This window comes from Pseudobacteroides sp. (assembly GCF_036567765.1).
Lineage (GTDB): Bacteria > Bacillota > Clostridia > Acetivibrionales > DSM-2933 > Pseudobacteroides.
In genome coordinates this window covers 1-24,609 of the sequence record NZ_DATCTU010000071.1, presented here as the reverse complement: position 1 = coordinate 24,609, position 24,609 = coordinate 1, and the positions used below count along the sequence as shown (strand labels likewise).

The 24,609-nt window shown below is 37.1% G+C and carries 21 protein-coding genes, 1 rRNA gene and 1 pseudogene; 3 read left to right on the top strand and 20 right to left on the bottom strand.

Features of this window, described 5'->3' with window-relative positions; all coding sequences use genetic code 11:
- Positions 1–101: 101 nt before the first annotated feature.
- The 5 genes from VIO64_RS10240 to VIO64_RS10220 all read right to left on the bottom strand — a co-directional run bounded on the left by VIO64_RS10240 (position 102) and on the right by VIO64_RS10220 (position 6,306).
- A complete protein-coding gene (locus VIO64_RS10240; protein ID WP_331917784.1) occupies positions 102–2,621 on the bottom strand; it encodes an FtsX-like permease family protein in 2,520 nt (839 codons plus the stop codon).
- Complete coding sequence (locus VIO64_RS10235; RefSeq protein ID WP_331917782.1) at positions 2,618–3,304, bottom strand: ABC transporter ATP-binding protein; 687 nt, start codon at positions 3,302–3,304, stop codon at positions 2,618–2,620. Before VIO64_RS10235 ends, VIO64_RS10240 begins: the two co-directional genes overlap by 4 nt.
- Before the next feature lie 25 nt (positions 3,305–3,329).
- On the bottom strand, positions 3,330–4,613 hold the full coding sequence (locus VIO64_RS10230; RefSeq protein WP_331917780.1) for a hypothetical protein: 1,284 nt from the start codon (positions 4,611–4,613) through the stop codon (positions 3,330–3,332).
- A gap of 4 nt (positions 4,614–4,617) precedes the next feature.
- Positions 4,618–6,000 (bottom strand): radical SAM/SPASM domain-containing protein, encoded by a 1,383-nt coding sequence (locus VIO64_RS10225; RefSeq protein ID WP_331917778.1) that lies wholly within the window; start codon positions 5,998–6,000, stop codon positions 4,618–4,620.
- A gap of 171 nt (positions 6,001–6,171) precedes the next feature.
- On the bottom strand, positions 6,172–6,306 hold the full coding sequence (locus VIO64_RS10220; protein WP_331917776.1) for a hypothetical protein: 135 nt from the start codon (positions 6,304–6,306) through the stop codon (positions 6,172–6,174).
- 409 nt (positions 6,307–6,715) lie between these two features.
- Between VIO64_RS10220 and VIO64_RS10215 the strand changes: the two genes are divergently transcribed.
- Together VIO64_RS10215 and VIO64_RS10210 are read left to right on the top strand one after the other, a co-directional pair.
- The gene (locus tag VIO64_RS10215; RefSeq protein ID WP_331917774.1) at positions 6,716–9,022 is read left to right on the top strand and encodes an endo-1,4-beta-xylanase; all 2,307 of its coding nucleotides are present in this window, start codon (positions 6,716–6,718) and stop codon (positions 9,020–9,022) included.
- A gap of 356 nt (positions 9,023–9,378) precedes the next feature.
- Positions 9,379–10,212, top strand: coding sequence for a stalk domain-containing protein (locus VIO64_RS10210; RefSeq protein WP_331917772.1), 834 nt, complete (start codon positions 9,379–9,381; stop codon positions 10,210–10,212).
- A 435-nt stretch (positions 10,213–10,647) separates the two neighbouring features.
- On the opposite strand, the gene VIO64_RS10205 is transcribed toward VIO64_RS10210, so the two are convergent.
- Positions 10,648–11,130, bottom strand: a complete 483-nt coding sequence (locus VIO64_RS10205; RefSeq protein WP_331917770.1) for a helix-turn-helix domain-containing protein — start codon at positions 11,128–11,130, stop codon at positions 10,648–10,650.
- Between the two features lie 400 nt (positions 11,131–11,530).
- Here VIO64_RS10205 and VIO64_RS10200 point away from each other — a divergent pair, with 400 nt between their 5' ends.
- Positions 11,531–11,815 carry a hypothetical protein gene (locus tag VIO64_RS10200; RefSeq protein ID WP_331917768.1) on the top strand — a complete coding sequence of 95 codons (285 nt, stop codon included), beginning with the start codon at positions 11,531–11,533 and terminating at the stop codon, positions 11,813–11,815.
- A 325-nt stretch (positions 11,816–12,140) separates the two neighbouring features.
- On the opposite strand, the gene VIO64_RS10195 is transcribed toward VIO64_RS10200, so the two are convergent.
- The 14 genes and pseudogenes from VIO64_RS10195 to rrf all read right to left on the bottom strand — a co-directional run.
- Positions 12,141–12,863 (bottom strand): tryptophan synthase subunit alpha, encoded by a 723-nt coding sequence (locus VIO64_RS10195; protein WP_331917766.1) that lies wholly within the window; start codon positions 12,861–12,863, stop codon positions 12,141–12,143.
- Positions 12,864–12,884: 21 nt separating this feature from the next.
- Positions 12,885–14,039: an iron-containing alcohol dehydrogenase gene (locus VIO64_RS10190; RefSeq protein ID WP_331917764.1), complete on the bottom strand. Its 1,155-nt coding sequence runs from the start codon at positions 14,037–14,039 to the stop codon at positions 12,885–12,887.
- Positions 14,040–14,126: 87 nt separating this feature from the next.
- The gene (locus tag VIO64_RS10185; protein WP_331917762.1) at positions 14,127–14,915 is read right to left on the bottom strand and encodes a BtpA/SgcQ family protein; all 789 of its coding nucleotides are present in this window, start codon (positions 14,913–14,915) and stop codon (positions 14,127–14,129) included.
- The gene (locus VIO64_RS10180) at positions 14,912–15,670 is read right to left on the bottom strand and encodes a nucleoside phosphorylase (RefSeq protein ID WP_331917760.1); all 759 of its coding nucleotides are present in this window, start codon (positions 15,668–15,670) and stop codon (positions 14,912–14,914) included. Before VIO64_RS10180 ends, VIO64_RS10185 begins: the two co-directional genes overlap by 4 nt.
- Positions 15,671–15,677: 7 nt before the next feature.
- The gene (locus tag VIO64_RS10175) at positions 15,678–16,631 is read right to left on the bottom strand and encodes a carbohydrate kinase family protein (RefSeq protein WP_331917758.1); all 954 of its coding nucleotides are present in this window, start codon (positions 16,629–16,631) and stop codon (positions 15,678–15,680) included.
- Positions 16,631–17,200 carry an isochorismatase family cysteine hydrolase gene (locus VIO64_RS10170; RefSeq protein WP_331917756.1) on the bottom strand — a complete coding sequence of 190 codons (570 nt, stop codon included), beginning with the start codon at positions 17,198–17,200 and terminating at the stop codon, positions 16,631–16,633. The genes VIO64_RS10175 and VIO64_RS10170 overlap by 1 nt, the downstream gene beginning before the upstream one ends.
- Positions 17,193–18,110 (bottom strand): ABC transporter permease, encoded by a 918-nt coding sequence (locus VIO64_RS10165; protein ID WP_331917754.1) that lies wholly within the window; start codon positions 18,108–18,110, stop codon positions 17,193–17,195. Before VIO64_RS10165 ends, VIO64_RS10170 begins: the two co-directional genes overlap by 8 nt.
- Positions 18,111–18,135: 25 nt before the next feature.
- Positions 18,136–19,221: an ABC transporter permease gene (locus tag VIO64_RS10160; protein WP_331917752.1), complete on the bottom strand. Its 1,086-nt coding sequence runs from the start codon at positions 19,219–19,221 to the stop codon at positions 18,136–18,138.
- Between the two features lie 45 nt (positions 19,222–19,266).
- The gene (locus tag VIO64_RS10155; protein WP_331917750.1) at positions 19,267–20,814 is read right to left on the bottom strand and encodes an ABC transporter ATP-binding protein; all 1,548 of its coding nucleotides are present in this window, start codon (positions 20,812–20,814) and stop codon (positions 19,267–19,269) included.
- A gap of 35 nt (positions 20,815–20,849) precedes the next feature.
- Positions 20,850–22,025 (bottom strand): BMP family ABC transporter substrate-binding protein, encoded by a 1,176-nt coding sequence (locus tag VIO64_RS10150; protein ID WP_331917748.1) that lies wholly within the window; start codon positions 22,023–22,025, stop codon positions 20,850–20,852.
- Between the two features lie 200 nt (positions 22,026–22,225).
- The gene (locus tag VIO64_RS10145; protein WP_331917746.1) at positions 22,226–22,954 is read right to left on the bottom strand and encodes a GntR family transcriptional regulator; all 729 of its coding nucleotides are present in this window, start codon (positions 22,952–22,954) and stop codon (positions 22,226–22,228) included.
- Between the two features lie 201 nt (positions 22,955–23,155).
- Positions 23,156–23,635: a DUF6612 family protein gene (locus VIO64_RS10140; RefSeq protein ID WP_331917744.1), complete on the bottom strand. Its 480-nt coding sequence runs from the start codon at positions 23,633–23,635 to the stop codon at positions 23,156–23,158.
- 60 nt (positions 23,636–23,695) lie between these two features.
- Positions 23,696–24,174, bottom strand: a pseudogene (locus VIO64_RS10135) (copper amine oxidase N-terminal domain-containing protein).
- A gap of 334 nt (positions 24,175–24,508) precedes the next feature.
- Positions 24,509–24,609: ribosomal RNA gene (gene rrf / locus VIO64_RS10130) — 5S ribosomal RNA — on the bottom strand; the annotation flags it as partial.

Sequence of the window (24,609 nt, the reverse complement as noted above, 5' to 3'; positions counted from 1 at the left end):
TCCGCCATTAATTTCGCCCATGTGTTGACTTAACTCGTCAATACGTGCTCAAAAGCGGAAGTAATTTTTCATTCGTGCATTAGCATAGAAAATCTTGTTTGCTACTCCGCCCTCAATAAAGTATTGAGCTGTTTTATTTTTATACCCGGAATGATCATACCTGTTGATATGGTAACAATACTAATAGATATCAACAGCAATTGCACAAAACTTATTAACTTGAGTTCATAGGGCGTCTTTAAGAACATATTCATAAAAAAGCTTGTTGCTACTTCCGATAAAGCTATGGCGAAGCAGCCTCCCACTATACCGATAATTAAGCTTTCCCAGAAAATTATTTTTAAAAGGTTCTTGGTTTTTGCACCCATAACTTTTATAAGTATGAATTCTTTTATTCTCTGCCTGAAAGTCATAAGTGTGATATTGGACATTAGGAAAATAGCTGAAAGTATACAGAATATCGCTATATACATAAACAGGACAATCTGTTGATTAATTACCTTATTTAGCGATGGAAGCAAGTCGTTTATGTCTTGTACAAAAATTGAATCTATACTTGAATTTAATTGCCTTACAAGTCCATCCGAATCCTTGCCGTCAGTATTTACATAAAACAGAACTGAGTTCCAATTTGTATTGTCCTTTAAAACATTCAGAGGGACAAATATTTGAGCTGAATTTATAAGGCCGCTTTTTCTGATGCCTATGACATTAAATCCATAGTTCTTACCATTTATAGCGATTTCCAGTGTATCATTGATTTTAATACCCATTTCGTCAGATAATTCCTCCGACAATATTACTACATTTTTATTCTTTTCCTCGTCACTATAATAACGACCTTTAGTAAGCTCAAAATAATCCTTGCTTTTTTCAATCTGAACACCTTCAACTGCCAATTCCTTGATTTTGTTAGCCTTTTCAGATTTCTTAAGAACATCAATGTATTTCTGCTCAAGACTTATACCATTTAAAGACTTTAAATAGGTATCAATTCTCAATGAATAGGAATACCCTTTAACAGTTTTATCTTTATCAAGTATATCTTTTATATCGTTGCTGCTTTTATCCGATGCTGAGACTATAACATTATATCCAAATTGGTTTTCGACTACGCTTTTTAACCCAGGCAGAACCGAATTGCTTATATTGATTATTATTCCTATAGACATAACTCCCACTACAAGCGTGATTAGAACTATTGAGATGCTTTTATACTGCCTTCTTAAATTTTTCGAGGCAAAAACGAACAGATAGTTATTAACAATAGTTATCCTTGAAATTAACCTTATAATTATAGACATAGTAATATAAAGAATGCATCCAAGGAAAAGAAGGAGAATACTATACAAAAGCCCTAACAGACTGCCTGAATATATTGAAAACAGAATACCTATACCAAATGTAATAAACATTACGGGAAAGGCAACCCTGATTTTATCCTCAGCCTTAACGTACTGTTCTCTCAGAACAGAAATTACATTCATTCTGTTGCATATTGATACAGGTATTACTGAAAACAGAATACTTACTATTATACTCATAGCTACTGCGATAGCTGCAGGGAATAAAGCAAAGGATATATCGGAAAAGTCCATCCACGAGTCATATATCATATAGTTTATCACATTGCTGAATATAATCCCCATGGGAACGCCAATTAAGCTGGATAATATGCTAAATAAGGCACTCTCCATCATAATAAGCCTTTTGATCTTTTTTCTTCTCAGCCCAAACACCCTTAAAATGCTGATTTCCTTTTCCCTTCTTAGGATGGAAATGATCATTGTGTTGGCTATTCCAATACCTCCAATTATAAAGGTTATAATACTTATTACGCTTAAAGCACTTTTTAAATTTCCGATTTGTCCTTTAAATGCTTCATAAACTTCTTTTGATGTCTGAATGTTACAGTAAGGAAATATTTTTAGTAAAGACTCTTTCAGGCTGTCTACTTTATCAAGATTTGATGCCTTCACATAAACCTTATCTGCTTTAGTATCATGATCTCTCACAAAATTCGGTGCATATTTCATATCCATATATGCATACCCAAAAATGTTCATATCCATGGCCGGCTCGCCATCCGACTTAACTATTTCTGCTATCCTGTATGAATTGGCTTCACCAGACGATGAATTAAAGATTCTTACCTTTTTATCCTTTATTACATTGAGCCTAGAAGCAACATTTGAACTTATAATAATATCATTCTTACTGTTCAATTTATCAAAAGATAGCTCGGAATCCTTGTATAACGGATACTTCTTAAAGTCAACAAATCTTATTATTATCATGGAAGACTTCTGGTTATAATTGATGTTGGTCTTATAAAACACTGTTTTGGTATATTGTATATCACCGCTTTTTCCTAAGCTTTCAAGGTAATCAACCTGCTCTTTTTTAATCCGGCTGTCCTCCGATACTATGCTGATATCTCCGCCGTTCACCCTTTCTGCATTAGCTTCAAGGTTTTTTACATTATATGCCGTAATAAGCTGTATAGCCAATGCAATAGCCAATCCCATGGCGATGGCCAGAATGCTCAACGCAACCTGAATTTTCTGAGTCTTCCAGGAACGGATATGATAAATATAAAAAAATTGTAATGTCTTGATCATCCCTCCGAAAGCCCTCCCTTCAGCTTGCCATCCTCCATATAAAGGATCCTGTCGGTCCTTTTTGCTACATTCTGATCATGGGTTACCATAACAACCGTCATCCCATACTTATCTCTGAATGACTTTAATATATCCAATACCATATCCCCATTCTTGCTATCCAAAGCACCTGTAGGCTCATCAGCAAGAAGTATTTGAGGCTCTGCAGACAGTGCCCTTGCTATTGCAACCCTTTGCTGCTCCCCTCCTGAAAGCTGTCTTGGGAACACCTTGAATTTATCTCCAAGTCCAACCATTTCTAAAAGCTCTGCTGCCCTTTTCTTTATATTGTACCTCTTCTTTGAAAAGAACAACGGCACCTCTACATTTTCAAGAGCATTCATAGTGGGAATCAGATTAAACGATTGAAAAATTATTCCTATGTTTTCGTTTCTGAAGTCGGTAAGGTTGTTTTCATCCATTTTGGATATATCCTTGCCATTTAGCTTAACAATCCCTTTTGTAACATTATCCAATCCTCCAAGTATTCCAAGAAGCGTACTTTTTCCACTGCCGCTCCTACCCATTATGGATATGTATTCCCCTTTTTGTACCTGAAAGCTGATGTCGTTAAGTACCGTAAATTTGCTTCCATCGTTGTTAATTTCTTTTGTCACATTGCTGACTTCAATCGCATACTGCATTGTGGTACCTCCATTTACTAAATTTTTATGATACTATAGCCTTATTTTTGTTTGTATCCCTAAATCTGTTTCTATTTTTTATCCTATGTATATTATAAATTATCATAATTATAAAGTAAATAAGTGGAAGTAATAGAACCAATAGGTTATTCATTCTGCTTAGAAATCCAAGAATATCTTTATTTCCTATACACTCTTTTATTTGCCCCAATAAACCAGTTATCTCAGGATAGTTTACAAGTAATTTGCCAACAATGAAAATTCCAAAGAAAAGAGCTATCAGGGTGGATGCTACATATATAAACGAGTATATGTATACAAACATCCTTACATTCTTTTTGATGTTAGCACCATAACCCAAATCGATATCCTTCTTTGTGAATATCTTCTGAATTACCTTTACCAACATGTCAAATGCCCTGTCATTAACATTAACGACACCGAATAAATCAGATAATATCCAATATCCATCAAGCCTTAAAATGGGATCTAAGTTCATTAGCACTGAAACCACAATAAGTATTATCGATATCTTTAATATAAATGCATCGGTAAATAATAAAATAACAGATAAAATAGCCGCATAGACTATTTGGAAATACAGTCCTCCAAAGTTTGTCACCATTCGCTTTTTCCTGTTCAATTTCCATGCTTCACTCAAGTCTGTGTAAAAAACAGGCCTAAAGAGGTATATTCCAAGCCCCATGTTTCCTATCCTGATATTGTAATAGACACCAGCTGCCGCATGGCCCATCTCGTGCAGAATAAACGATACAAAAACTATAACCAGGGTTCCTGCAGTATTCATATGTAATACATTGCTAAAGTTTATATCACTGTAAAATCCGTTAATCACAAAATATATTTGCAGCACAATAAACAAAAGGATGCTGGATATAACAGCAACCTTTTTAAACAGAACCGAAACTGGTTTTAATATCACATTGATTCTTTCACCGCGAAATAACGGAAAATGGAACCACAGCTGGCTTCCATCCGGAATTACTCCACTTTTACTGTTATATTCCTCGTTAGTAAGAAGGCAGTTTTTTGAAAGGTTTTCATATATAAAAGATTCAACCTGCTCCTTTCTAAGATAAATACCCTCTTCTTCCTTCAATTCCTCAATAATATCATCTATGGGCTTTGTCCCATCCAATCTGGATACAAACTTCAGGGTGCTGTCCGATACTTTTAGATAAACACCGTTTGCAAAGCTCAGAACGAAGTTATTCCCTTCTTCAGCAACATCCAGAGAATGGGCTTCATAATCCTTGATTTTTAAAAGATCCTTTTCAGTAAGCTCCATAATATTACGCAAACCTTTCTAAAATGGTATCCTTTATGCTATATATGTATTCCGAAAGTACTTCCTTTGCACCGTTACACACCGGATCATCGATATTTCCGTTTGTTTTTACAGCTGCATAAGCACATCCGCCGCCGCAAAGAGGGGCAATTTCACATTCCCTGCATTTTGGTATCCTGAATACACTTCGACCATTCCATACATTAACTTTACTGTCATCCAACACCAAATCATTTCCATATTTTCCAATAGCCATCTCAGGCTGCCCTACTGTCTCAGGACATGCATATACATACCCGCTTGGATCAAACACATAGAATTGCATTCTATTTGCTTCGCAATATGAAAATTTTGAAAAGCTTACCTTTTCATTTGTAAATCCCAACCCCTTAGTTATATGATCCAGTATTCTAAACATTGACAGATTAAAGAATGCACGTTTATTTTCATCTTCCGGGTATACTTCCTTAATCTTTTTTACAATCTTATGTTCTTCCATCAAGTCATCTATTTCACCTTTACCATGATGGTCGGTAACAGGTGCCACATCAGATCCGAAGTTTTTAAACTGATTCCATCCTCTTTCTACCATATAGCTCTCAAATGCTTTTAGGTTTTCTACATTACTGGAATCAACGTTCACCCTCAATCTAACACTTATTCCTATGTTTAACAAGGAATCTATACCTTCACTTATTATATCAAAAGTTCCGGATTTGTCGATTTTTATTCTTCTTTTATCGTGGAATTCCTTTGTGCCGTCCATTGTTATTTGCAATGAAATAACTGTATCCTTGTATTCTTCAAACAGCTCTTTATACTCATTTATATGAGTTCCATTTGAAATTATCGAAATGAAAAGCTTATTATCCTTTGCAAATTTAAATATCTGTTTGTTTACTTCGAGTGTACTTGGCAGAAGAGGTTCTCCACCAAACAACTCAATATATGATTGTTCAGGCTTTCTTTCATCCAAAATCTGCTTTATATGCTTGAATATATTTTCTATTTGTTCATCGTTTATTACATTAGGATTGCTTTTTACTTCTTCACTTTCAAAACAATAGGTGCAACGCAAATTGCAAAATGTTGTTGGACATATAACAAACATTACAATTGATTTGTCCACCGATTTTATTCTTAATGCATTTAGCCTGTCCAATATAGCATCCTCATCCTGTTTTGTATCAAAAAGATACCCTCTTTCCTTTAAGCTGGTCAGAAGTCCATCATCCAAATGATTAATGCTTTGGGTAGATTTAATAATTTCTATCTTTTTATCGGTATCCCTATCCACCAAATCAAGTGCTCCTGACAGTGAATTAACCAGGAAAATATTATTCTCATCAAGTTCAAATCTTGATAAATATCTTGTTAATACTGGCATGTTCTTACCCCCTAATTTAATTTAAGTTATTAAATATATTAAGAAATTTTTAATTCATTAAAATCTAGATTGATTAATTAATACCTACCCCTATCGATTTGATAAGGGTAGGTTATCCTGTATGGGTTGATAAATATTACCTTACATAAGTTGTATTAAATTAAAACTAAATTATATTTTCCAGCAGCAGTTTGCACATACTTTCCAGCAGCAATCTGCACAGATGTGGAGATATTCTTCTCTCTTTTCGAGATTCTCAGCTGACAAATTTGTCCAGAGTTCTTCATTCTTGTTGATGTTTTTCATGCGTATCCCTCCTCTTTATAAATAGTAAAATTAATTAAAAAATTATGTATACCCCCCTTACAGGAAGTTTTATAAAAATGCTAATTACATCACTATAATTAGCATTTTATTTACATTTTATCTCTTTTTTTATGTTTATTTGCTTGATTGGTATATTATTCTTATTAATGATATTATAGCAAAAATCGAAATATGTCAATGCATTATATGTAAAATTTTTATAATTATTATAACAACTCCCTTAATTGACAAATACATTGCACCCTGTAATTATCATATTTCTTTGCTCATTACATTATTTTAGTGTAAAATAATAATAAGCCACTTTGTAGCTGGCTTATCGGAACTTATCCAAACCAAATCTGAATAGTTCACCAAACGGAATGAAACTTTTGAGGGAGGAATTTTTTTGAAAAGACTGGTACACCATGCACTTTCATCTCTGCTTCTTGTTTCTCTTTTGCTGACTGGCTGCAGCAGCAATAATAAGAAGCCCCAAGCCACCGCTTCTGTAAACCCGGCAAACACAACCCAAAACCCGGACAGCACAACCGACAATCTGAGACAATTGGCGGACCAACGCGGCATTCTTGTAGGTGCTGCCATTGAGCCAAATTTCCTGGATGAACCGCAATACGCCAAAATCCTTAAGGAAAATTACAACTTTATAACTCCTGAAAACAGGATGAAATGGGGGTTTATTCAACCCAAAAAGGGTATCTTTGATTTTAAAGGAGCAGACAAAATTGTTGACTTTGCTTTAAGCAACAATATGAAGGTGAGAGGTCATACACTTGTGTGGCATATCGAAAACCCTTCCTGGCTAACCAGCGGAAACTTCTCCAAGGAAGAAATGCTAAAAATTCTGGAAAATCATATCAAAACTGTGGTAGGCCACTACAAAGGCAAGGTCCATGCATGGGATGTGGTGAATGAGGTTATTGATGTATATACATTAAGAAACACCTTATGGCTTGAAAAAATAGGACCTGAATACATAGAAAAAGCATTCCAGTGGGCTCATGAGGCAGATCCTGATGCCAAACTCTACATGAATGACTTCTTTATAGAAGAAAAGGGAGTTAAGTCAGACTATTATTACAAGTATGTGAAAGAACTCCTTGCAAAAAAAGTACCCATACATGGAATCGGATTCCAATGCCATTTCGATATGCAGACACCTCCCGATATGGGAAGTATATATGACAATGTGAAAAGGTTTGCAGATTTGGGTCTTGAAGTTGATTTTACTGAAGTTGACTTCCGAATATACGGTTATGCAGACGAAGCTCAGCTTAAGAACCAGGCGGAAGCCTACTCTCAATTAATGAACATCGCATTAAACTTTGACAAGGTAAAGGTATTCACCATGTGGGGTCTTACAGATAAGCACTCATGGGTGCCTGTTACTTACCCTGAGTCAGGGGATGCACATATTTTTGACAAGGAATATAAGCCAAAGCCCGCATATAACGCTTTAGTAGATGCTTTGAAAAAAGGTCCTGTAAAAATAGACTATGAAGCTCTCAAGAAGGAAGCATTGAAGAAAAGGGTTATAGTTCCTCCGTTTGCCGCAAACCCTGTTACAAATCCACCTGTCATAGACGGTAGGTATAGTGCTGAAGAATGGAAGGATGCGGTGGTATACCCCTTTGCATATAACCAGCTAAATGAAAATGACTTAAGACCGCCTCAAGATTTGAAAAATATAAGCGGTACCTGGAGGGTTGTTTACAATAAAAACAAGCTCTATGGAATGATAGAACGAAATGACAATAAAACAGTTTCACAGGCTGCCACAGAATATGAAAATGACTGTATAGAGTTATTTACCGAACACAACGGAGAGGTCAACCAAATAAGAGCACTTATAGGCGAGGATTGGTCCTTTAATCCTGCTGCCGGTGAAAGAAAGGCTGTTTGGAGTAAAGATGGAAAAATTGTTGAGTTTTCTATTGAAGTCCCTGCTGAAAAGGATTTAGCCGGAATAACAATGGGATGGAATACAGCTCTTACAGACAGTGACGACTTTACAGGTGGAAGGACATTTCAGTTGTACCCTGTAAACGGAGCAAACACCAGCTGGCAGGGCAAAGATCTCTCTGCATTGTATTTTGTGGGCGAGCCCAAAAAGCCAGCCCCAAAAGAATATACTCTACCTCCCTTTATGGCACGCAAAGCCTTAAGGGCCCCAACCATTGACGGAACAGAAGATCCGGGTGTCTGGGATAATGCAATTAAATACAAACTTGCGTTTAATCAGCTTAATCCCAAAGATCAGTCGTCTCCAAAGGATGCAAAGGACTGTTATGCTGAGTGGAGGGCCATATTTGATAAAAATTCCGTTTTCCTCTATATTACAAGAATCGATGATAAAACAGTTACAAATAATGCCAACCCTGCAGAAAACGATAATGTGGAAGTATCTATAAGGCCTGAGGATACTGTAAATATTCTTCGAACTGTTGTAGGAAAGGATTTTGACCCAGGTTCTTATAATGGTAAAGTTAAAGCGGCATGGAATAAGGAAGGCACTGTGCTTGAGTTAGGTATCGAGTTGCCTGTAGAAGACCTTGCCGGCACCACAATACCTTGGAACTTATCCATATCTGACAATGATTCGGAAAACGGAAAGAGAAAATACCAGCTCTACCCTGTACACACTGGATCTGCTGCAGGCGAAAACAGCTTGTGTGAGCTTAGCTTCGAGAAATAAAGACAAAAAAGAGCATAAGAGTTCTTTATCTATAGGGGGAGTGTATCAAAGATACACTCCCCCTATATTCATATCTATTCCAACTCACTGTCAGCTTTCATATAAATTATTTTGTATTGTTTACTAATGCGGCCTTGCTTGCTTTGTCTCTGTATGATATTATAGTGCCAAAATTGCATTTATTTATAAATTTATATTATTATTAATATTTATAATTTATAAGTTAATAGAAAATCAGGATATTTGGATTAAAAGTGATTAATTTGGAATAATAGCATTTTACAGAAATAATTTTTATCTCTAATAAGTTTATTTTGGACAAGATAAATGCAAAATCTTTCAAAGAGGAGATGAGTATGAGAAAAACTAGTTATGCAAGGCCAGTAATATGTCTTATTGTTATGATTTGCTTAACCTTAAGTTTCTGCCTTCCGGCAAGTGCTTTAAACTCTCAGATTTTTATCACTTTAAAGGTAAACAGCAAATACATCAAAACCGATGCACCGCCTTATATTAAAAACGGGCGTACATTTGTATCGCTGCGGATTATAAGTGAGGCTCTCGGAGCAGATGTTTGTTGGGTGGCTGGAGAAAAGAAGGCCATGGTAGTAACCCAACAAAGTCTCATGGAACTGTTCCAAGATAAGAAAGAAATACTTATTAACGGCGAAAAGTTTAATATGGATTGTGCTCTAGAGATTAGTAATAACCGTGCCATGGTTCCACTGAGATTCATATCTGAAACCCTTGGCTGCAAGGTTGATTGGGACCCTAAGTATTATACATTGTCAATAACCAATGATAAAATGGCTGTACCAGCCTCAGCAATTTATAAAAGGCCATATACCGATGAAGATTTACTATGGCTTGCAAGAATAATCCACGTTGAAGGTAAAGGCTTATCTATCAATGCCAAAGTAGCAATCGCTAATGTAGTATTAAATAGAATAAAAAGCCCAGCCTATCCAGACACAGTTCAAGACGTTATATTCCAGCGAGGTCAATTCCCACCAGCATATAAATCCGGATTCAAAACCCTTAATCCCACCCAGGAATGCATTACTGCAGCAAAAATGGCTTATGAAGGTGTTAACAATATCAGCAAGTGCTTATACTTCTGTGATGTACCTTTTAAAAGCAAAAGAATCACACTGTACAAAAGGATTGACGGAATGTATTTTTATTATTAGGACCTATATATAGTTATAAATGTAAATGATAGTTTACCACTTTGTAATAATTTTTAACTTTTTTGTAATTTCTTAAGGCTGAATACATTGTATTATATATTCAGCCTTATTTTATTGACAACACTACGGCGGTAGTAAAAACTCTCTACAATTACTCTTTGTAACCATAATGTTTGAAACTCTAAATAGTCTATCGACTTGCCATGGAGGAAAAATTTTTAGGTTTAATAATAACTTACCTCGCTGCCGCCGGTTTTTTTAATTATTTATATTTGGCTTCCGATACCTATTTAATAATGAGAATCTCTATGAAATAGCAAAACCCGAAACACTAAGTTTCAGTACTCAAAAATGTCATCTCTTCATAATTCAATAAATCCAGATTACAAAATTTAAGAAGATATATGGATATTTTTGTATAATTTATGCAAATTATTATTTATCTTTTTCTCGTTTGTTTTTTAACTCCTTTTGGTCTTTTTTCATCATAACAAAAGCATATTTTATGGCATTTACTACAATAGCAATATCTTCATCGGATAGCTCATCATTGTTGGTGCTTAATATAACATCACCCAAAGCACCTTCGATAACTTTAGCAAGTGTTTTTTTATCTTTTGATGTCATCTTATTTCCATCAGCATAAGCCTCCTTTGATAAGCCTTTAGCCTTTTCAAGTTCAGATTTATATGGAATGTTTTCTTCCTTAAATTTATTAGAGTCTCCATAATAAAGCCAATCCGCATCAACTTTAAAAAAGTTTGCAATTTTTTCTGCTGTATCATAATTTGGATTCCAATGACCTTTTTCGTAATGGCTTATATTGCCTCTTTGAATCTTTGCACCATCAGCTAATTCATTCTGAGTTACTTTATGTTTTTGACGCAAATATTTAATTCTTTCACCAATAGTATTCATAATTAATATATCCTCTAAAATTAACGTAATTAAACGCATTTTCACGCAAAACGAAGGTAATAGGACGAATAAACCAACAAATACGTTAATATGCGTTAATGTAAATTTGAATCACGCATCATCACGTATTATAATGTAATTAATTACATTTTAGGTTAATTACTAAAACTAAAATATACCAAAAATAAGCTAAAAGTCAAACTTAAAATTAACCCAAAATAACGCATAATCTCAACATTACTCGTGTTTGGTGGTAAAAGCAGAAAAAACCCCACTGGGTCTTATTAATTCCCCAAGTGTCAAAGAATAGCATAGCAATATTAATTGCTTACTTGAAAATGAAGGGCTGGCATTATTTACAAATTCTTTTACTTAGGCAGCCGGAGGAAGGAGGTTTTTTATGAGAAGCTTAAGATCATATTTAAAGAGCTTTATAGAAATGCGAGTTGAAATAGCAGGCATCAGAGCTAGACAGAATAAGAGGGCCAGGAATTTGGGACTCAGGATAGAAGAGATTCAAAGGATGATTCTATCCAAAATATCATTTGAGGATGAAGAGCTGCTTCTTCAATATGAGGAAGCTATTTCTGCAAAGGATGTGATCATTTATGAACGTGTCTATTGGCAGGGTCTTAAAGATGGAATCAGGATAGCCAACAGATCAAGGAATATTACCCAAATGTAAAAAGCTATTGGCTGTATATATTCATGTGAGTGCTGTCAATTTATATCGAAGTTGGCACAAAGCTTGATATTCTTTACCCTCCCATCGCCCCTGCATGTTCTTTGACTTGACTTGTGATATTTTTCGCCTAGATGAGGCTAAAGGAGACTCAGGGCATCACCCTTCAAGGAAGGCGTGTTACACTTACACCAACAGGTACAGCTATTCTTGATGCATTTGAATATGTCAGCCAGTAGCTCCGAACTTTTATCACTTGGACTAAAAAAGTATATTAACAATGTTACAATAATTGGTACTCCAACAGTTGGTAAAGGTGTAGGACAAGTCACTCATTACAGGCTTTTTTAAATAATACTATGGTTTCTTTCATTTTAGGAACATCAGTATGAAGCTTAAGTACCGTGCTTCCTACAAAAACTCCGTCAGCACCGGCGTCCTTTGCCATTTGTATATCTTCAGGGGCATATATGCCTACACCGCAGTATATCTCCCTTTTTATCCCCAGCTTCTTCAAATGCTCAATGCAATGCCTAAGAGTCGGGAATTGCGGATTAATATTATTTGTAGTAGGTTTGGCCTGCATGTAAACAAAACCGTTAGACAACAGTGCTGACTGGATTTCCTTGTCGTCCATGTGGAATTGCACGTAGCATGATATCTTGATACCGCTTTCAATAAGCTTGTTCTTTACTTCTTCATTATGACTTCCAACATAGATAAGGTCCATTAAATCATTTTCTACACAGAATTTGATGAACTGATCAACGCCTATTTCCAGAATGGTGTTCTCATATGAAAGAAGTATGAACTTTGTACTAGGATGATTGTTTTTAATCTTTATTATTCCATCCATATATTTACTGTAGTCGCTACATGCTTCAAGAGCTTCCTTCATGCGATTGGCTATATATTCGCCTTCAAGGTAAGGATCGGAGGACGGGAAATCCACCTCTATAATATCGCACCCTGCCTGTATATAGTTTTCAGCCATTGCAATGCTAGACTCAATTGTGGGGTATCCATTGGATAAATAACATATCAGTTTCATAGTAGCCTCCAAAAGCTATAATTATTTTACCTGAGCTTTATATATTTTTATAAATAATGCTTTCATTTGTTCCCTGGTAGGAATAACCGGATTGGTTTTTGTGCATCCGTCATTTAACGCCATTTCCGACATGACCTCCAGCTTTTCCATATACTCATTCTCATCGGGTATCAGATCTGAAATATGTGACGGAATACCTATGGAGTTGTTCAGATCTTCAACAACCCGGATCAAATCGTTGGCTCCCAGTTCCTTTGCTAATTCTGAATAGGCTGTTTTAGCTGTTTCATCCTCCAGATTGAACTCCATAACATATGGAAGTATTATTGCATCGGCAAGCCCATGGGATATACCGAAATAACTTCCCAGCGTATGGGCCATAGAATGGACTATTCCTAAAGATACATTTGTAAACGCAAGACCTGCAACCATAGATGCATTTATCATTATTTCACGGTATTCAATTACATTTCCATTGGCATAAGCCTTTGGAAGATTTACAATTATGTCTTTAGCAGCATTTCCCGCCAATATATTACTCAAATAATTGGCTCTTTTTGATACCAGTGCTTCCATAGCATGTGTCAATGCATCCATACCGGTCTCAGCAGTGATTTTTGCAGGCATGGTTACAGTTACCTCGGGGTCACAGATGGCAATATCGGGCATCATCTCCATATTGCCTATACCGTATTTTACATGAGTCTCATCATCGGTAATCACCACAGAGCGGCTTACCTCACTGGCAGTTCCGCTGGTTGACGGTATGCAGACCAGTATGGCCTTGTTTCTCAGCTCAGGTATGGGATTTGGCGGTACTATATCCTTTAATGTCGTCAATTCAGGATGCTCATAATAAACCCACATGGCTTTTGCTGCATCCATTGCTGATCCCCCTCCAAGCCCGACTATTATATCAGGCTGTTCTTTCTTCATTGCTTCGGCTCCTCTATATACGGTGCTGAACAGCGGATCGGGTTCTACACCCTCAAAGACAGAACTGTCTATTCCCGCTTCTTTCAAATAATCTATGGTTTTCTGTAAAATTCCGCTTTTCTTCATGCTTGAGCCACCGGTTACAATAAACGCTTTTTTCCCTTTCAGTGTCTTCAGGTGTTCAAGTGATCCTTTTCCGAACATTAGCTGGCTTCCGGCAAGTTTCATCGGCCTCATCATAAACATCAGTCCTTTGTTCTGTATTATTTTGGTGAATAAATTATATATTTGAATTCATATTGATTAAAGTGTTTTCAGGAAAACTGTCTACGAATTAAAAGCTTTAATAAGTTCCATGCAAAGCTCCGGAGAAACAGGGTTTTCTATAATGCCGCCTTCCTTCAGGCTGGAGCCTACTATGGCACCGTCCGCAATTTTCAGCTGTTCCTTTATATTGGAGGTTTTAACACCGCTTCCGGCAATGACCGGCAGTTTTGTAACCTGTTTAACTCTCTTTATAATGTCAATGGGGGTTTCAATACCTATATGAGTACCTGTTACAATGATAGCATCTGCTCCGCAGGCCTCTGCCGATTTTGCAGAATCTTCTATCGTCACGTGAGGAAGCAGCATATGAGTGTGTTTGACCTGAATGTCGGCCAGTATCTTCACATTCTCAGCACCGAGATTTTTTCTAAACTTCATAGCTTCCCGTGCACACGGTGTGATAATTCCTCCAAAGAACTCAACCGTGTCCACAAAAACAGGTATTCTTACAAAATCGGCGTCAATAGCCTTTGCTATGGAAAATGCAGTTGCATAATCATTCATTGCGGCATCTATACCTATGGGTATGCTGACGTTTTGTGCTACAATGGCACTGATAGCCGCCAATGCACAGGATTGTTCAATATCAAGATTTATACCGAAGGTTCCGTCACCCATATTTTCTATAATAATAGCGTCCATTCCTGAATTTTCAAGAGTAATGGCATCCTTCACGGCCTGTTCGGTTATTTTTTTCATATCACCGCAGAAACTCGGTGTCCCCGGCAGTGCAAGACAATGTACCATTCCAATTAATATACTTTTATCATTAAAGTTTAACCCTTTCATTTTCCAGCCACCTCTCTGTCATATATTGCAAGCCCGTCGAGAGCTATTTTGCAAAGGTCTTGTTCAGATGTTGTGCGTGCATCCCCTTTAAGGTAATCCTTCAGGTTTTCAAGAACTGTCGTCATTGTGACAATACAACCCTTAATACCCATAAGATTAGCCAGTACCAGCATACAGCTTGACTCCATATCCACTGCTGAAATATTGTATTTTTTTAGGGCAGTAAATGTCTCGCTCATGTCTCTGTTCATCTTGGAAGACAGTCGCGAATCCCTCATCTGGCTGTAAAAGCCATCCATAGTACAGGTTATGCCGTTAACATATTGTCTTCCGTTCTCCAGAGTGCTTTTATTCATGCAGTTTATCAGGTCAATATCTGCAACCGCCGGGAAAGATACAGGCACATAGGTCTTACTTGTAGCTTCCTCTCTCATTGCTCCAGTTGGAATAATAAGTTTTCCCAGCAGGTCATCCTTGAGTCCCATGGTGGTGCCCATACGGACGGCAACCTCCATACCGCATTGGTACATTTCCTCCATGGCAATAGCAGCGGATGGAGCTCCTATACCCGTTGATGTGACTGTTATTCTGACCCCCTTATAGTAACCGGTATAAGTGTTGAATTCCCTGGCAAAAGCTATATGCTGTACATTTTCCAACTGTTTTGCAACTGTTTCTACCCTCCAGGGATCTCCTGAAAACAGCACATATTTTGCTATATCTTTTTCTTCTGTTTTGGAATATAAAGTTTGCATGGCATTCTCACTCTTCTCCCTTTATAAATTCGTTAAAACGTTTGAGAAATGTTTCTTCATCAGGTGCATTGGTAGTACAGCCTACTTTCTCTATAATAAACGAAGAAAGAACACTCCCAAGACTGCAGCAGTCTCTGACACCTCTTCCTTTCAGATAGCCGTATAGAAAACCTGACATGAACGCATCTCCTGAGCCGATGGTATCCACCACCCTGCCAAACTCTGCAGCAGTTATATGTCCTGATATGATACAGTCTTCTGTCTTATGGTAATAAATACTTCCCTTCTTACCCAGGGTGGTGACAATTATTTCTGCATTTCCCTTTTCAAAAAGTTCTGTGATATCCTTCAACCCGAAAATTCTTTGTATTTCTCCACGTTCACATTCGTTGCAGAATATAATTTTGCTGTACAGCAGGACTTCCTTGAAAAAATTCTCCGGGAAGGCGTCATAATCACATTTCATTCCAAAAACCAAGGGCACATTTTGGGCTCTGCACTGTCTATAAAATTCCGAGTTGTCTTCATAGGAACCCACGGTCATGATGCCTATGCGGGCCTCTTTAAAAAAACCGGGGTCCATCTCTTTTGCATACTTTTTGTCCATTGCTCCTGGATAAAAGATTGTAACGTGATTATTCTCTGAATCCGCAATGAGATAACAATTTGAAGTTGTCTCATCTGGAACGATTTCAACAGCATCCATGCATACTCCTGCATTTCTCAGATGATCATAGAAGCCTGTCTCAATATAGTCATCTCCTCCCACTCTGATGAGAGGAAGCACCTTCATATTTAATTTCGCCATCACATAGGCAATATTTGTCGAACATCCCCCATATTGAATACGAGCGTTGTCGCTGTTTTCAATAAGAGATGTATAACCGTATCTCAACGGGGCAGAGGTTCTGATTATCCTGTCCAGACTGACATATCCATTTACTAATACATCGTATTTCATCAGACCATCTCTCCTTTATCCAGATTGTCAAAAAGCTCCTGTGAAGTCACAACTTTACCAAGATACTTTTTAATATCCGATAAATGAACCTGATTTACGGTTTCATCGTTGGTGGCTACACAGTCGGACACCACTATCGGAAGGTAGTCCAGGTTATAGGCATCTGTGACTGTAGCACGTATGCAGCAATTTGTTTTGGTTCCTGTTATGATCAGATTTTTTATACCGTTTTCCCTTAAGACCATATCAAGGTCAGTTCCTACAAAGCCGCTGTAACGTCTTTTTTTAATCACATAATCCTTGACAGGGTCCACCTCCAGCATTGGATCAATGGAATCTCCTCCTGTACCTTCAATACAGTTGGGACGCATATTTGCAAGATTCTTATCAAATTTGTCGCTTCTATAACTGTGCTGAAGAAAAATTACAAGAATACCGTGTTTCCTGCATTCCTCAAGCACATGTTTTATCCTTGGCAGGATTTCACGGTTCTGAGGGTAGAATACCAGTCCTTCCGGGTCTGTATAATCCTTTACCATGTCAACAATTATGAGTGCTGAATTATTCAAGTTTAAACCCCCTTATCTTGGTACGACGGGCTTCAACTGCCGAAACTGCAAACAGTACTATAACAATCATAAGGTAAGGTACAATTTCAAACAGTCCTGAAACAGGTCCGGCAAACAGAGCCAGATTTATGGCCAGGGATTTTGCCAGCCCGAAAATAATGGCATAAATACTTGACTTAACGGGCTTGGCTCCGCCGCAGTATATTGCTGCTATGGCAATAAATCCTCTGCCGGCCGTCATATTATTTGTAAACAGTGCCATTCTTTCAACTGCCAGATTTGCTCCGGCCAGAGCACAAAGAGCGGCCCCGATGAGTACTGCTGTATATTTGATAGCAGCACTGTTGATACCAACTGACTTTGCTGCTTCTTCATTTTCCCCTACAACTCTGACATATACGCCAAACTTTGTTTTGTACATTACAATTGATACAACAAGTATGAGTATGAAGCTGATATAGGTAATAACAGTATGCCCGCTTAAAAGACTGCCTGCTATGGGTATGTCCTTAATAATCGGAATATTGATCTTTAGGTTTGTTACATTAACAATGGAGCTTACATTAATATTGGCCATCCGCAAATACTTTAGAAGGAAGGAGCTTAAGGCTAGAACAAATATATTTATACCAAAACCAGTAATGATGAAGTTGCTCTTCATCGTTATCCCGAAAAATGAGAATATCAATCCAAGTATCAAGGTACAGAAGACGCTTAATAAAACTCCAATCCACAAATTACCCGTAATCATGACAAAAAGTGTACTGCTGAAGGCACCCATGAGCATCATTCCCTCCAGCCCAATATTAAGGACATTTGCCTTGTGTGCAAACAGTCCACCCAGCACAGCCAGGATAAGCGGGGCACTGTGATAGATCATGTCGTATAAAATGTTACTCAATAAATTCATAATTATTTACCTCTGTTTATTAAAGTTACAAAGCCTTATGCTCTCTGCTTTTGGACTTTTTCCATATGGCTTTTAATTTTCCGGCTAAATCCAAATTACTGTTCAAAAACTTTACAGAAAGTAAAAGTATCATAATACCCTGGATAACCCCAACAATATCTTTTGGAACATTTGTAAAAACACTGATATAATCGCTTCCGGTTTTCAATGCTGCATAGAATATGGCGGCAATAAGAATTCCAACAGGATTATGACTTCCAAGAAGTGCAATCAGCATCCCATCCCATCCCAGTCCCGGACTTCCGGAGAAATCAAGAGTAAATCGGAATTTCTCGCTCATAAGGAAACCTGCACCGGCAAGACCGCTTATTGCTCCGCTTATAAGCATGATAACCATAATTTTCTTACTTACCTTCATACCCGTTGCTTCTGAAAACTCAGGATTTTTTCCTATGGCGGTTACTTCATATCCAAGCTTTGAATGTTTAAAAACAACATACATGATTCCAAATACAATAAGTGCTATAAAGAAAAATATTGTCAGATCGGAATTAAATATCTTTTTAAACATTGCACTTTCCAAAATAGGATAGGTTGATACATATCCTGAGCTGGGATCCTTAAATACCCCCTGTGATAAAAACTTGACTATTTCCACCACCACATAGTTGAGCATAAGAGTTACAACCATTTCATTTACATTGAAGTAAGCCTTAAGAATAGCAGGAATAAGTGCAAAAAGCATACCTACAGCAATACCTGTCAAAATGCATAAGGTAATATGGAATAAAGGTGGAAACCCTTTTACACTGAAGCCTACCACTCCGGCAAAAAATGCACCAAGCACTGCCTGTCCTTCAACACCCATATTAAAAATATTCGCCTTGAAGGTAATGGCGATCGCAAGCCCCGTCAATATCAAAGGAGCTGCAAAGTGCAAGGTTTTAAGCAGACCATTGACACTGAAAAGAGATTTCTGGATCATTATGGAATAAGTGGAAAAAGGGTTCTCGCCTATTACAGCTATTATTATTCCTCCCAGAAAGAGGGCACTGAGCACCGGAAACAAAACATTATATATACTTTTTAGAATTGAACTGTGGTTTTTCATAATAATCTCCATTCGCTGCAAAACTATTCTTTCACACTACTCCTCTTATTCTACAGCCAAACCAGCCATCATCAGTCCTATTTTCTCACTGTCTGCGTTCTTACCCTTTACCTCTCCTACAATTCTCCCTTTGTACATAACTATAATTCTGTCACTCAGATTCATTATTTCGCTGAGTTCACTGGAGACAAGCAAAATTGCCTTGTTCTCATCTCTTAAGCCCAGAATCTTCTTATGAATAAATTCTATGGAACCTATATCCACACCACGGGTAGGCTGACTTACTATGAGCATATCCGGATTTGAGTCAAATTCCCTTGCTACTATTATCTTTTGGGCATTTCCTCCCGACAACTGCGAAACATTACCGTTTCTTTCAGCTATTCTGATGTCGTATTTTTCAATTAGTCTGTCGCTTACCTTTTCAATTTCCTGTTTTAATAAAAGGCCTTTTCTGCACAGTTTTTCGTTATTATGATAACCTGCTATCAAATTGTCCGATATAGTCATATCTTTGCAAAGGCCTTGGGCGTACCTGTCCTCAGGTACTATTCCAATACCCGACGAACGGAGCTCTGCAGGCCACTTATTGGTTATATCCCTGCCATAAAGGTAAACCGAGCCTTCGGTAGCTTTCATCAGACCTGAAAGCACTCTGACCAGTTCACTTTGTCCGTTGCCCTCAACACCTGCAACCCCGAGGATTTCCCCTTCTTTTATTTCAAAATATATATTATCAAGAACTTTCTTGCCAAAATTATTTTCTGTACATAGATTTTTAACACAATATACAACCTTGTTTTGGCAGATATCCTTTTCTTCCTTATTTACATTGAGAATAACTTCCCGCCCAACCATCATTTTAGCTATTTCAGCTGCATTGGTTTCTTTTGTAACTCTGCTTCCGACAACTCTGCCGCGTTTTATAACTACTACCTTGTCACTGACTTCCATCACTTCTCTGAGCTTGTGTGTAATCAAAATAATTGTTTTGCCCTGTTTTTTAAGTTCCTTGAAGCTTATAAGCAGCTCATCCACTTCCTGTGGAGTCAGGACAGCTGTTGGTTCGTCAAATATAAGAATATCAACATTACGGTACAGCATTTTCAGTATTTCCACTCTTTGCTTGGCTCCAATTGAAATGTTTTCCACAGCGTCATCAGCATTGAGTTCGAACTTGTAATCATCAATCAGCTTTTGTACAGTCTTTCTTTCCTGCTTACGGTCAATTATTGGGCTTTTGAAGATTAGTTTACCTGATATTTTTATATCCTTTTTTATTTCGGTACCCAGAAGAATATTTTCAAAAACGGTGAGGCTGGGCACCAGCTTAAAATGCTGGTGCACCATCCCTAATCCGCAGGTTATAGCATCCAATGAAGAGTTAAAGGAAACCGGCCTGCCCTGTACTCTCAGTTCTCCGCTGGTCGGATGCTGAAGCCCAAAGAACATGTTCATAAGAGTTGTTTTTCCGGCTCCGTTCTCACCGACTATTGCAGTAATTTCGCCTTGTCCAATGGAGATATTTATATCTTCATTGGCAACAAAATCGCCATATTTTTTTGTTAAATTAACAGCTTCGATTGCGTACATATTTACCGCCTTCATTCTGTTTGATTTTTAATTTATCAGTCGTTTGGCATATTAAGATTTGTAAGTTTTGATTTGTCAAAGCTTTCACCTGCTTGGGCATTTGTGACCTTGATTTCACCGCTACCTATCTTTCCTGACACAGCTTTGATCTGTGCTTTGATCTCATCCCACTTGGCTTTTCCATCAGGTTTGATTTTGCTTTCTATTACACTCAGATCGGTAATTCCTGTTGCTCCGGATGCAAGGTTATAGTTTAAAACCTGCCCGTTAACCTTATCCATGGTTTGTTCGTTGAAGTGCTTTGAAATTTCATAAACAGGTACTTCTGTATTTTTTAATACACTTGTCAATATATACCCGGGTTGATTGTTATCTTTGTTTGCATCAACCTCTATCGCAAGTTTTTTAATTTCCTTGGCCTTAGCAGTAACTCCGTCGCCGACAGCCCCTGCTACTGCATAGACAATATTTGCACCGTCGGAATAATATGTGTTTGCTTTTGTTGCACCAGCGGCAGAATCGCTGAAGCCGGCATTATAATCACTGTAGAATGTATATTTTACCCCCAGCTCTTTTGCTATATAGTTAATTCCTTCTGCATAACCATAACCAAATACTGTAATACCGTTTGACTTTGTTCCTCCAAGGAAACCAACCTTTCTTCCCGCATCCCCTGAGGTAAAGGCATAGTCCGAGGTATTAAACAGACTAGAAGCATTTTCATTTACAAGGGCACTCAAAGCACCAGCAATAAATGATGCTTCATGAACATCAAATAGAACTGAAACAACGTTTTTATGTTTTACACTACCATCCTCATTTACATTTGGATTATCATTGAATATAACAAAGGTTGTATCTGGGTACTGTTCTGCAATCGGCTTGTTTCCACCCACACCTTTAATAAGAGCATCAAAATTGTACTCCAAACTGAAAATTAGTTTATATCCGGCACCGGCCAGCTGTGACAGGCTTCCCGGAATGTCTTGAGTTTCTACCACTTTATAATCTATACCTAATTCATTTTTGACTTTTTCCAATCCCTCAACTGCAGATTGGTTATATCCCTTGTCGTTTGGTCCTGCTGCAGAAGTGATAAGTGCAATTCCTAAATCATTTGTTTTGGTAGAGCAACCTGTGAAAAGCATAGAAGCTAACATAACAATTACAAGTAAAAACGACACCTTTCTTGCAAATTTCATTTTTCCCATGTCGACCACTCCTCTGATTCAGTTTTGATGATTTGATGAATTTTATATTTGTTAGTAGCGAAGTCTTAGCCGCGACATTAAGACTCCTTATAAAGAACCACTTCTTAAGCTTTTTTTGGGTGCAAAAAACTAAGCCGTGGCAAATTATACCTTTTACCTGACGTGTCCTTGGTATTGCATTAATGTATTGTGTTAAGATGCTATTGATGGATTTGATTAATATAAAATTTGAATTTATCGGATCTATAGAAGCTTTTAAAAGTTTCTATAGGAACCTCCCGCCCATTTACCATTCCAAAAGTTACAGCCCTGAACAGGAGTATAGGGTCTCCTTGTTTTACCTCCAGTTCCTTGGCAACCTCATCGACTGCCAGTACAGCTTCAATAGTCCTTGTAGCCTTTGTAATTCTGATATTGTATTTGCTTTCAAGAATGTCATAAATAGAGTGCACTCCAAAATCATAGGTCTCTATTAAAGGAAATGTCTTGCATGGCAAATATGTTGTGGTCAGGTTTATAGGTTCATTGTTTGCATAATAGACTCTCTTTACTTTAAATACCTTTTCCCCATTAGAGAGCTGTAATTTTTTTACTCTCGTCTTATCTGCCTCAATAACTTCGGCCGTCAAAAGACGCTTTGATGGCGTCATGCCTAGTTTTACAATATCTTGGGTACAACTGGTAATTGATATCAAATCCTGGTCAAGGGTATCTTTTTTTACAAATGTCCCTTTGCCCTGGATCCTATAGAGATATCCTTCATTAACAAGATCATCGATAGCCTTTTTGGCAGTGATTCTACTTATCCCAAAGCTGCTCATCAGCTCTCTTTCGCTTGGAATCATGCCGTCTGGTCCTACCTCCTCGTTGTTAATCATCTCTACTATTTTCTGTTTAACCAGATAGTATTTTGGTATCACTCCTATCATCGTTATCCCCCTAATAGAACATCATAGCATATCTACATGTTGTCATGTTGATATGTCCAGTTATATATATATAATATAATATTTACACATAAAAGTCAATGCGGTTTACATAATTATTGTACGTTTTTATAACACATAGCTCCCTCCATCCATTAATCAAGTTATATTAATATTTATAATCCAATATATTTTAATATCGGATTAGTCTTCCTCTTTTGCTGTCTTTATAACATCCTGTGGAATGTTTATTTGAAAATTCCCATTTATCTCGTTAAATGATATATTGGACCTTCCTTTTAGTGATTCCTTTTCTTTGTCATTAGATACTTTACAATCAAACTCCATATTTATGTTTTTTAAAAAGCTGGTATTTTTATCTATCAAAATTCTCAAATTTGACTTATTTACGGTTTCCACTTTGTTTGTAGTTCCATCACTTTTATAGTCAGAATAATTCCTATAGTATATATCACCTGTTAACATAATCTCATTACTGTTATTTTTATCGGAAATAACAAGTCCTGCAGCTAAGGTATCCACATTATCAAGAAAATCTATTACAGTTTCCTCTTTAAATACATTGCTGTACTCAGCAGATGAAAGTGTGTTTTTAATCCAACCTTCTGAAAACAGCCCTCTAGTAAAAATTGTACTATTTCCGTAATAGGCTTCTACGTTCACATTTTCTTCTCAGACATTTATATTCATTTGCATATAGGCCATTTTATTACTGTAATCCATTTAAGAATTAATATTGATTCTGGTAGATATGCTGTTTTTTGCTGTAGATTCTTCCGACTCAATATTCCTATATACCTTTACCTTGTTTAGAGCTTTCATTGTTCCCTGTGCCCTTTTGAAAACTTCCTTTACATAATTGTAATCCTCCAAGTCTTTTATCAGGACCATTCTTGATTCGCTATCCCACACCACTTTCTTACCAAGGCTTTCAGCAATAAATCTCGCAGGTATGTAAGCTCTGCTTTTATATATTACAGGCGGAACATCAAGTGTAAGTTCCGAGCTATCCACCAATGCCTTTTCATTTCCCACTTTTAACATTATTTTTTTGAATCTTTATTCACCAAAATACTTTGTTCATCCGGATTCCACGCTATATGGCTATCATCATTTTGGACACCGAGGTTTGTCAAGACTACCCTTAATGGAAGCAAAGTTCTTCCGTCCTGCACTATTGGAACCTCTGAGTATATGCCCATCTTCCCATCAATTATAATCTTAATATCCAGACACTCTCCTTTATTTTTCCTACCGCAAAGGAATTAGCAGCTCCAAAAGCCGACATTATTAAAGATGCAGTCAGAACAATAAAAAACTTTTTCACATTACTTCCCCCTATGCAATATTATTTTATATTTATATTCTAAACAATTGTATTCTAAATACATTTGGCATTCAATAGGTTAAATACCTATACTTGTGTATATTACCCATTAGTTAAGTATGTAAATATACAATTTTGTATGTTAAAGAGCTACTGCTGCAGTATAACAAAACAGAGCCTTATGCTATTTGCATAAGGCTCTGATATAAATCTGGCGACTACCTATTTTACCAAGACGCGACCGTCTAAGTATCGTCGGCACTAAGAAGCTTAACTGCCGTGTTCGGGATGGGAACGGGTGTGACCTTCT

Coding starts and splice junctions, on each gene's coding strand:
- VIO64_RS10240 (WP_331917784.1), bottom strand. CDS start 2,621: ATGATCAAGACATTACAATTTTTTTATATTTATCATATCCGTTCCTGG.
- VIO64_RS10235 (WP_331917782.1), bottom strand. CDS start 3,304: ATGCAGTATGCGATTGAAGTCAGCAATGTGACAAAAGAAATTAACAAC.
- VIO64_RS10230 (WP_331917780.1), bottom strand. CDS start 4,613: ATGGAGCTTACTGAAAAGGATCTTTTAAAAATCAAGGATTATGAAGCC.
- VIO64_RS10225 (WP_331917778.1), bottom strand. CDS start 6,000: ATGCCAGTATTAACAAGATATTTATCAAGATTTGAACTTGATGAGAAT.
- VIO64_RS10220 (WP_331917776.1), bottom strand. CDS start 6,306: ATGAAAAACATCAACAAGAATGAAGAACTCTGGACAAATTTGTCAGCT.
- VIO64_RS10210 (WP_331917772.1), top strand. CDS start 9,379: ATGAGAAAAACTAGTTATGCAAGGCCAGTAATATGTCTTATTGTTATG.
- VIO64_RS10205 (WP_331917770.1), bottom strand. CDS start 11,130: ATGAATACTATTGGTGAAAGAATTAAATATTTGCGTCAAAAACATAAA.
- VIO64_RS10200 (WP_331917768.1), top strand. CDS start 11,531: ATGAGAAGCTTAAGATCATATTTAAAGAGCTTTATAGAAATGCGAGTT.
- VIO64_RS10195 (WP_331917766.1), bottom strand. CDS start 12,863: ATGAAACTGATATGTTATTTATCCAATGGATACCCCACAATTGAGTCT.
- VIO64_RS10190 (WP_331917764.1), bottom strand. CDS start 14,039: ATGATGAGGCCGATGAAACTTGCCGGAAGCCAGCTAATGTTCGGAAAA.
- VIO64_RS10185 (WP_331917762.1), bottom strand. CDS start 14,915: ATGAAAGGGTTAAACTTTAATGATAAAAGTATATTAATTGGAATGGTA.
- VIO64_RS10180 (WP_331917760.1), bottom strand. CDS start 15,670: ATGCAAACTTTATATTCCAAAACAGAAGAAAAAGATATAGCAAAATAT.
- VIO64_RS10175 (WP_331917758.1), bottom strand. CDS start 16,631: ATGAAATACGATGTATTAGTAAATGGATATGTCAGTCTGGACAGGATA.
- VIO64_RS10165 (WP_331917754.1), bottom strand. CDS start 18,110: ATGAATTTATTGAGTAACATTTTATACGACATGATCTATCACAGTGCC.
- VIO64_RS10160 (WP_331917752.1), bottom strand. CDS start 19,221: ATGAAAAACCACAGTTCAATTCTAAAAAGTATATATAATGTTTTGTTT.
- VIO64_RS10155 (WP_331917750.1), bottom strand. CDS start 20,814: ATGTACGCAATCGAAGCTGTTAATTTAACAAAAAAATATGGCGATTTT.
- VIO64_RS10150 (WP_331917748.1), bottom strand. CDS start 22,025: ATGGGAAAAATGAAATTTGCAAGAAAGGTGTCGTTTTTACTTGTAATT.
- VIO64_RS10145 (WP_331917746.1), bottom strand. CDS start 22,954: ATGATAGGAGTGATACCAAAATACTATCTGGTTAAACAGAAAATAGTA.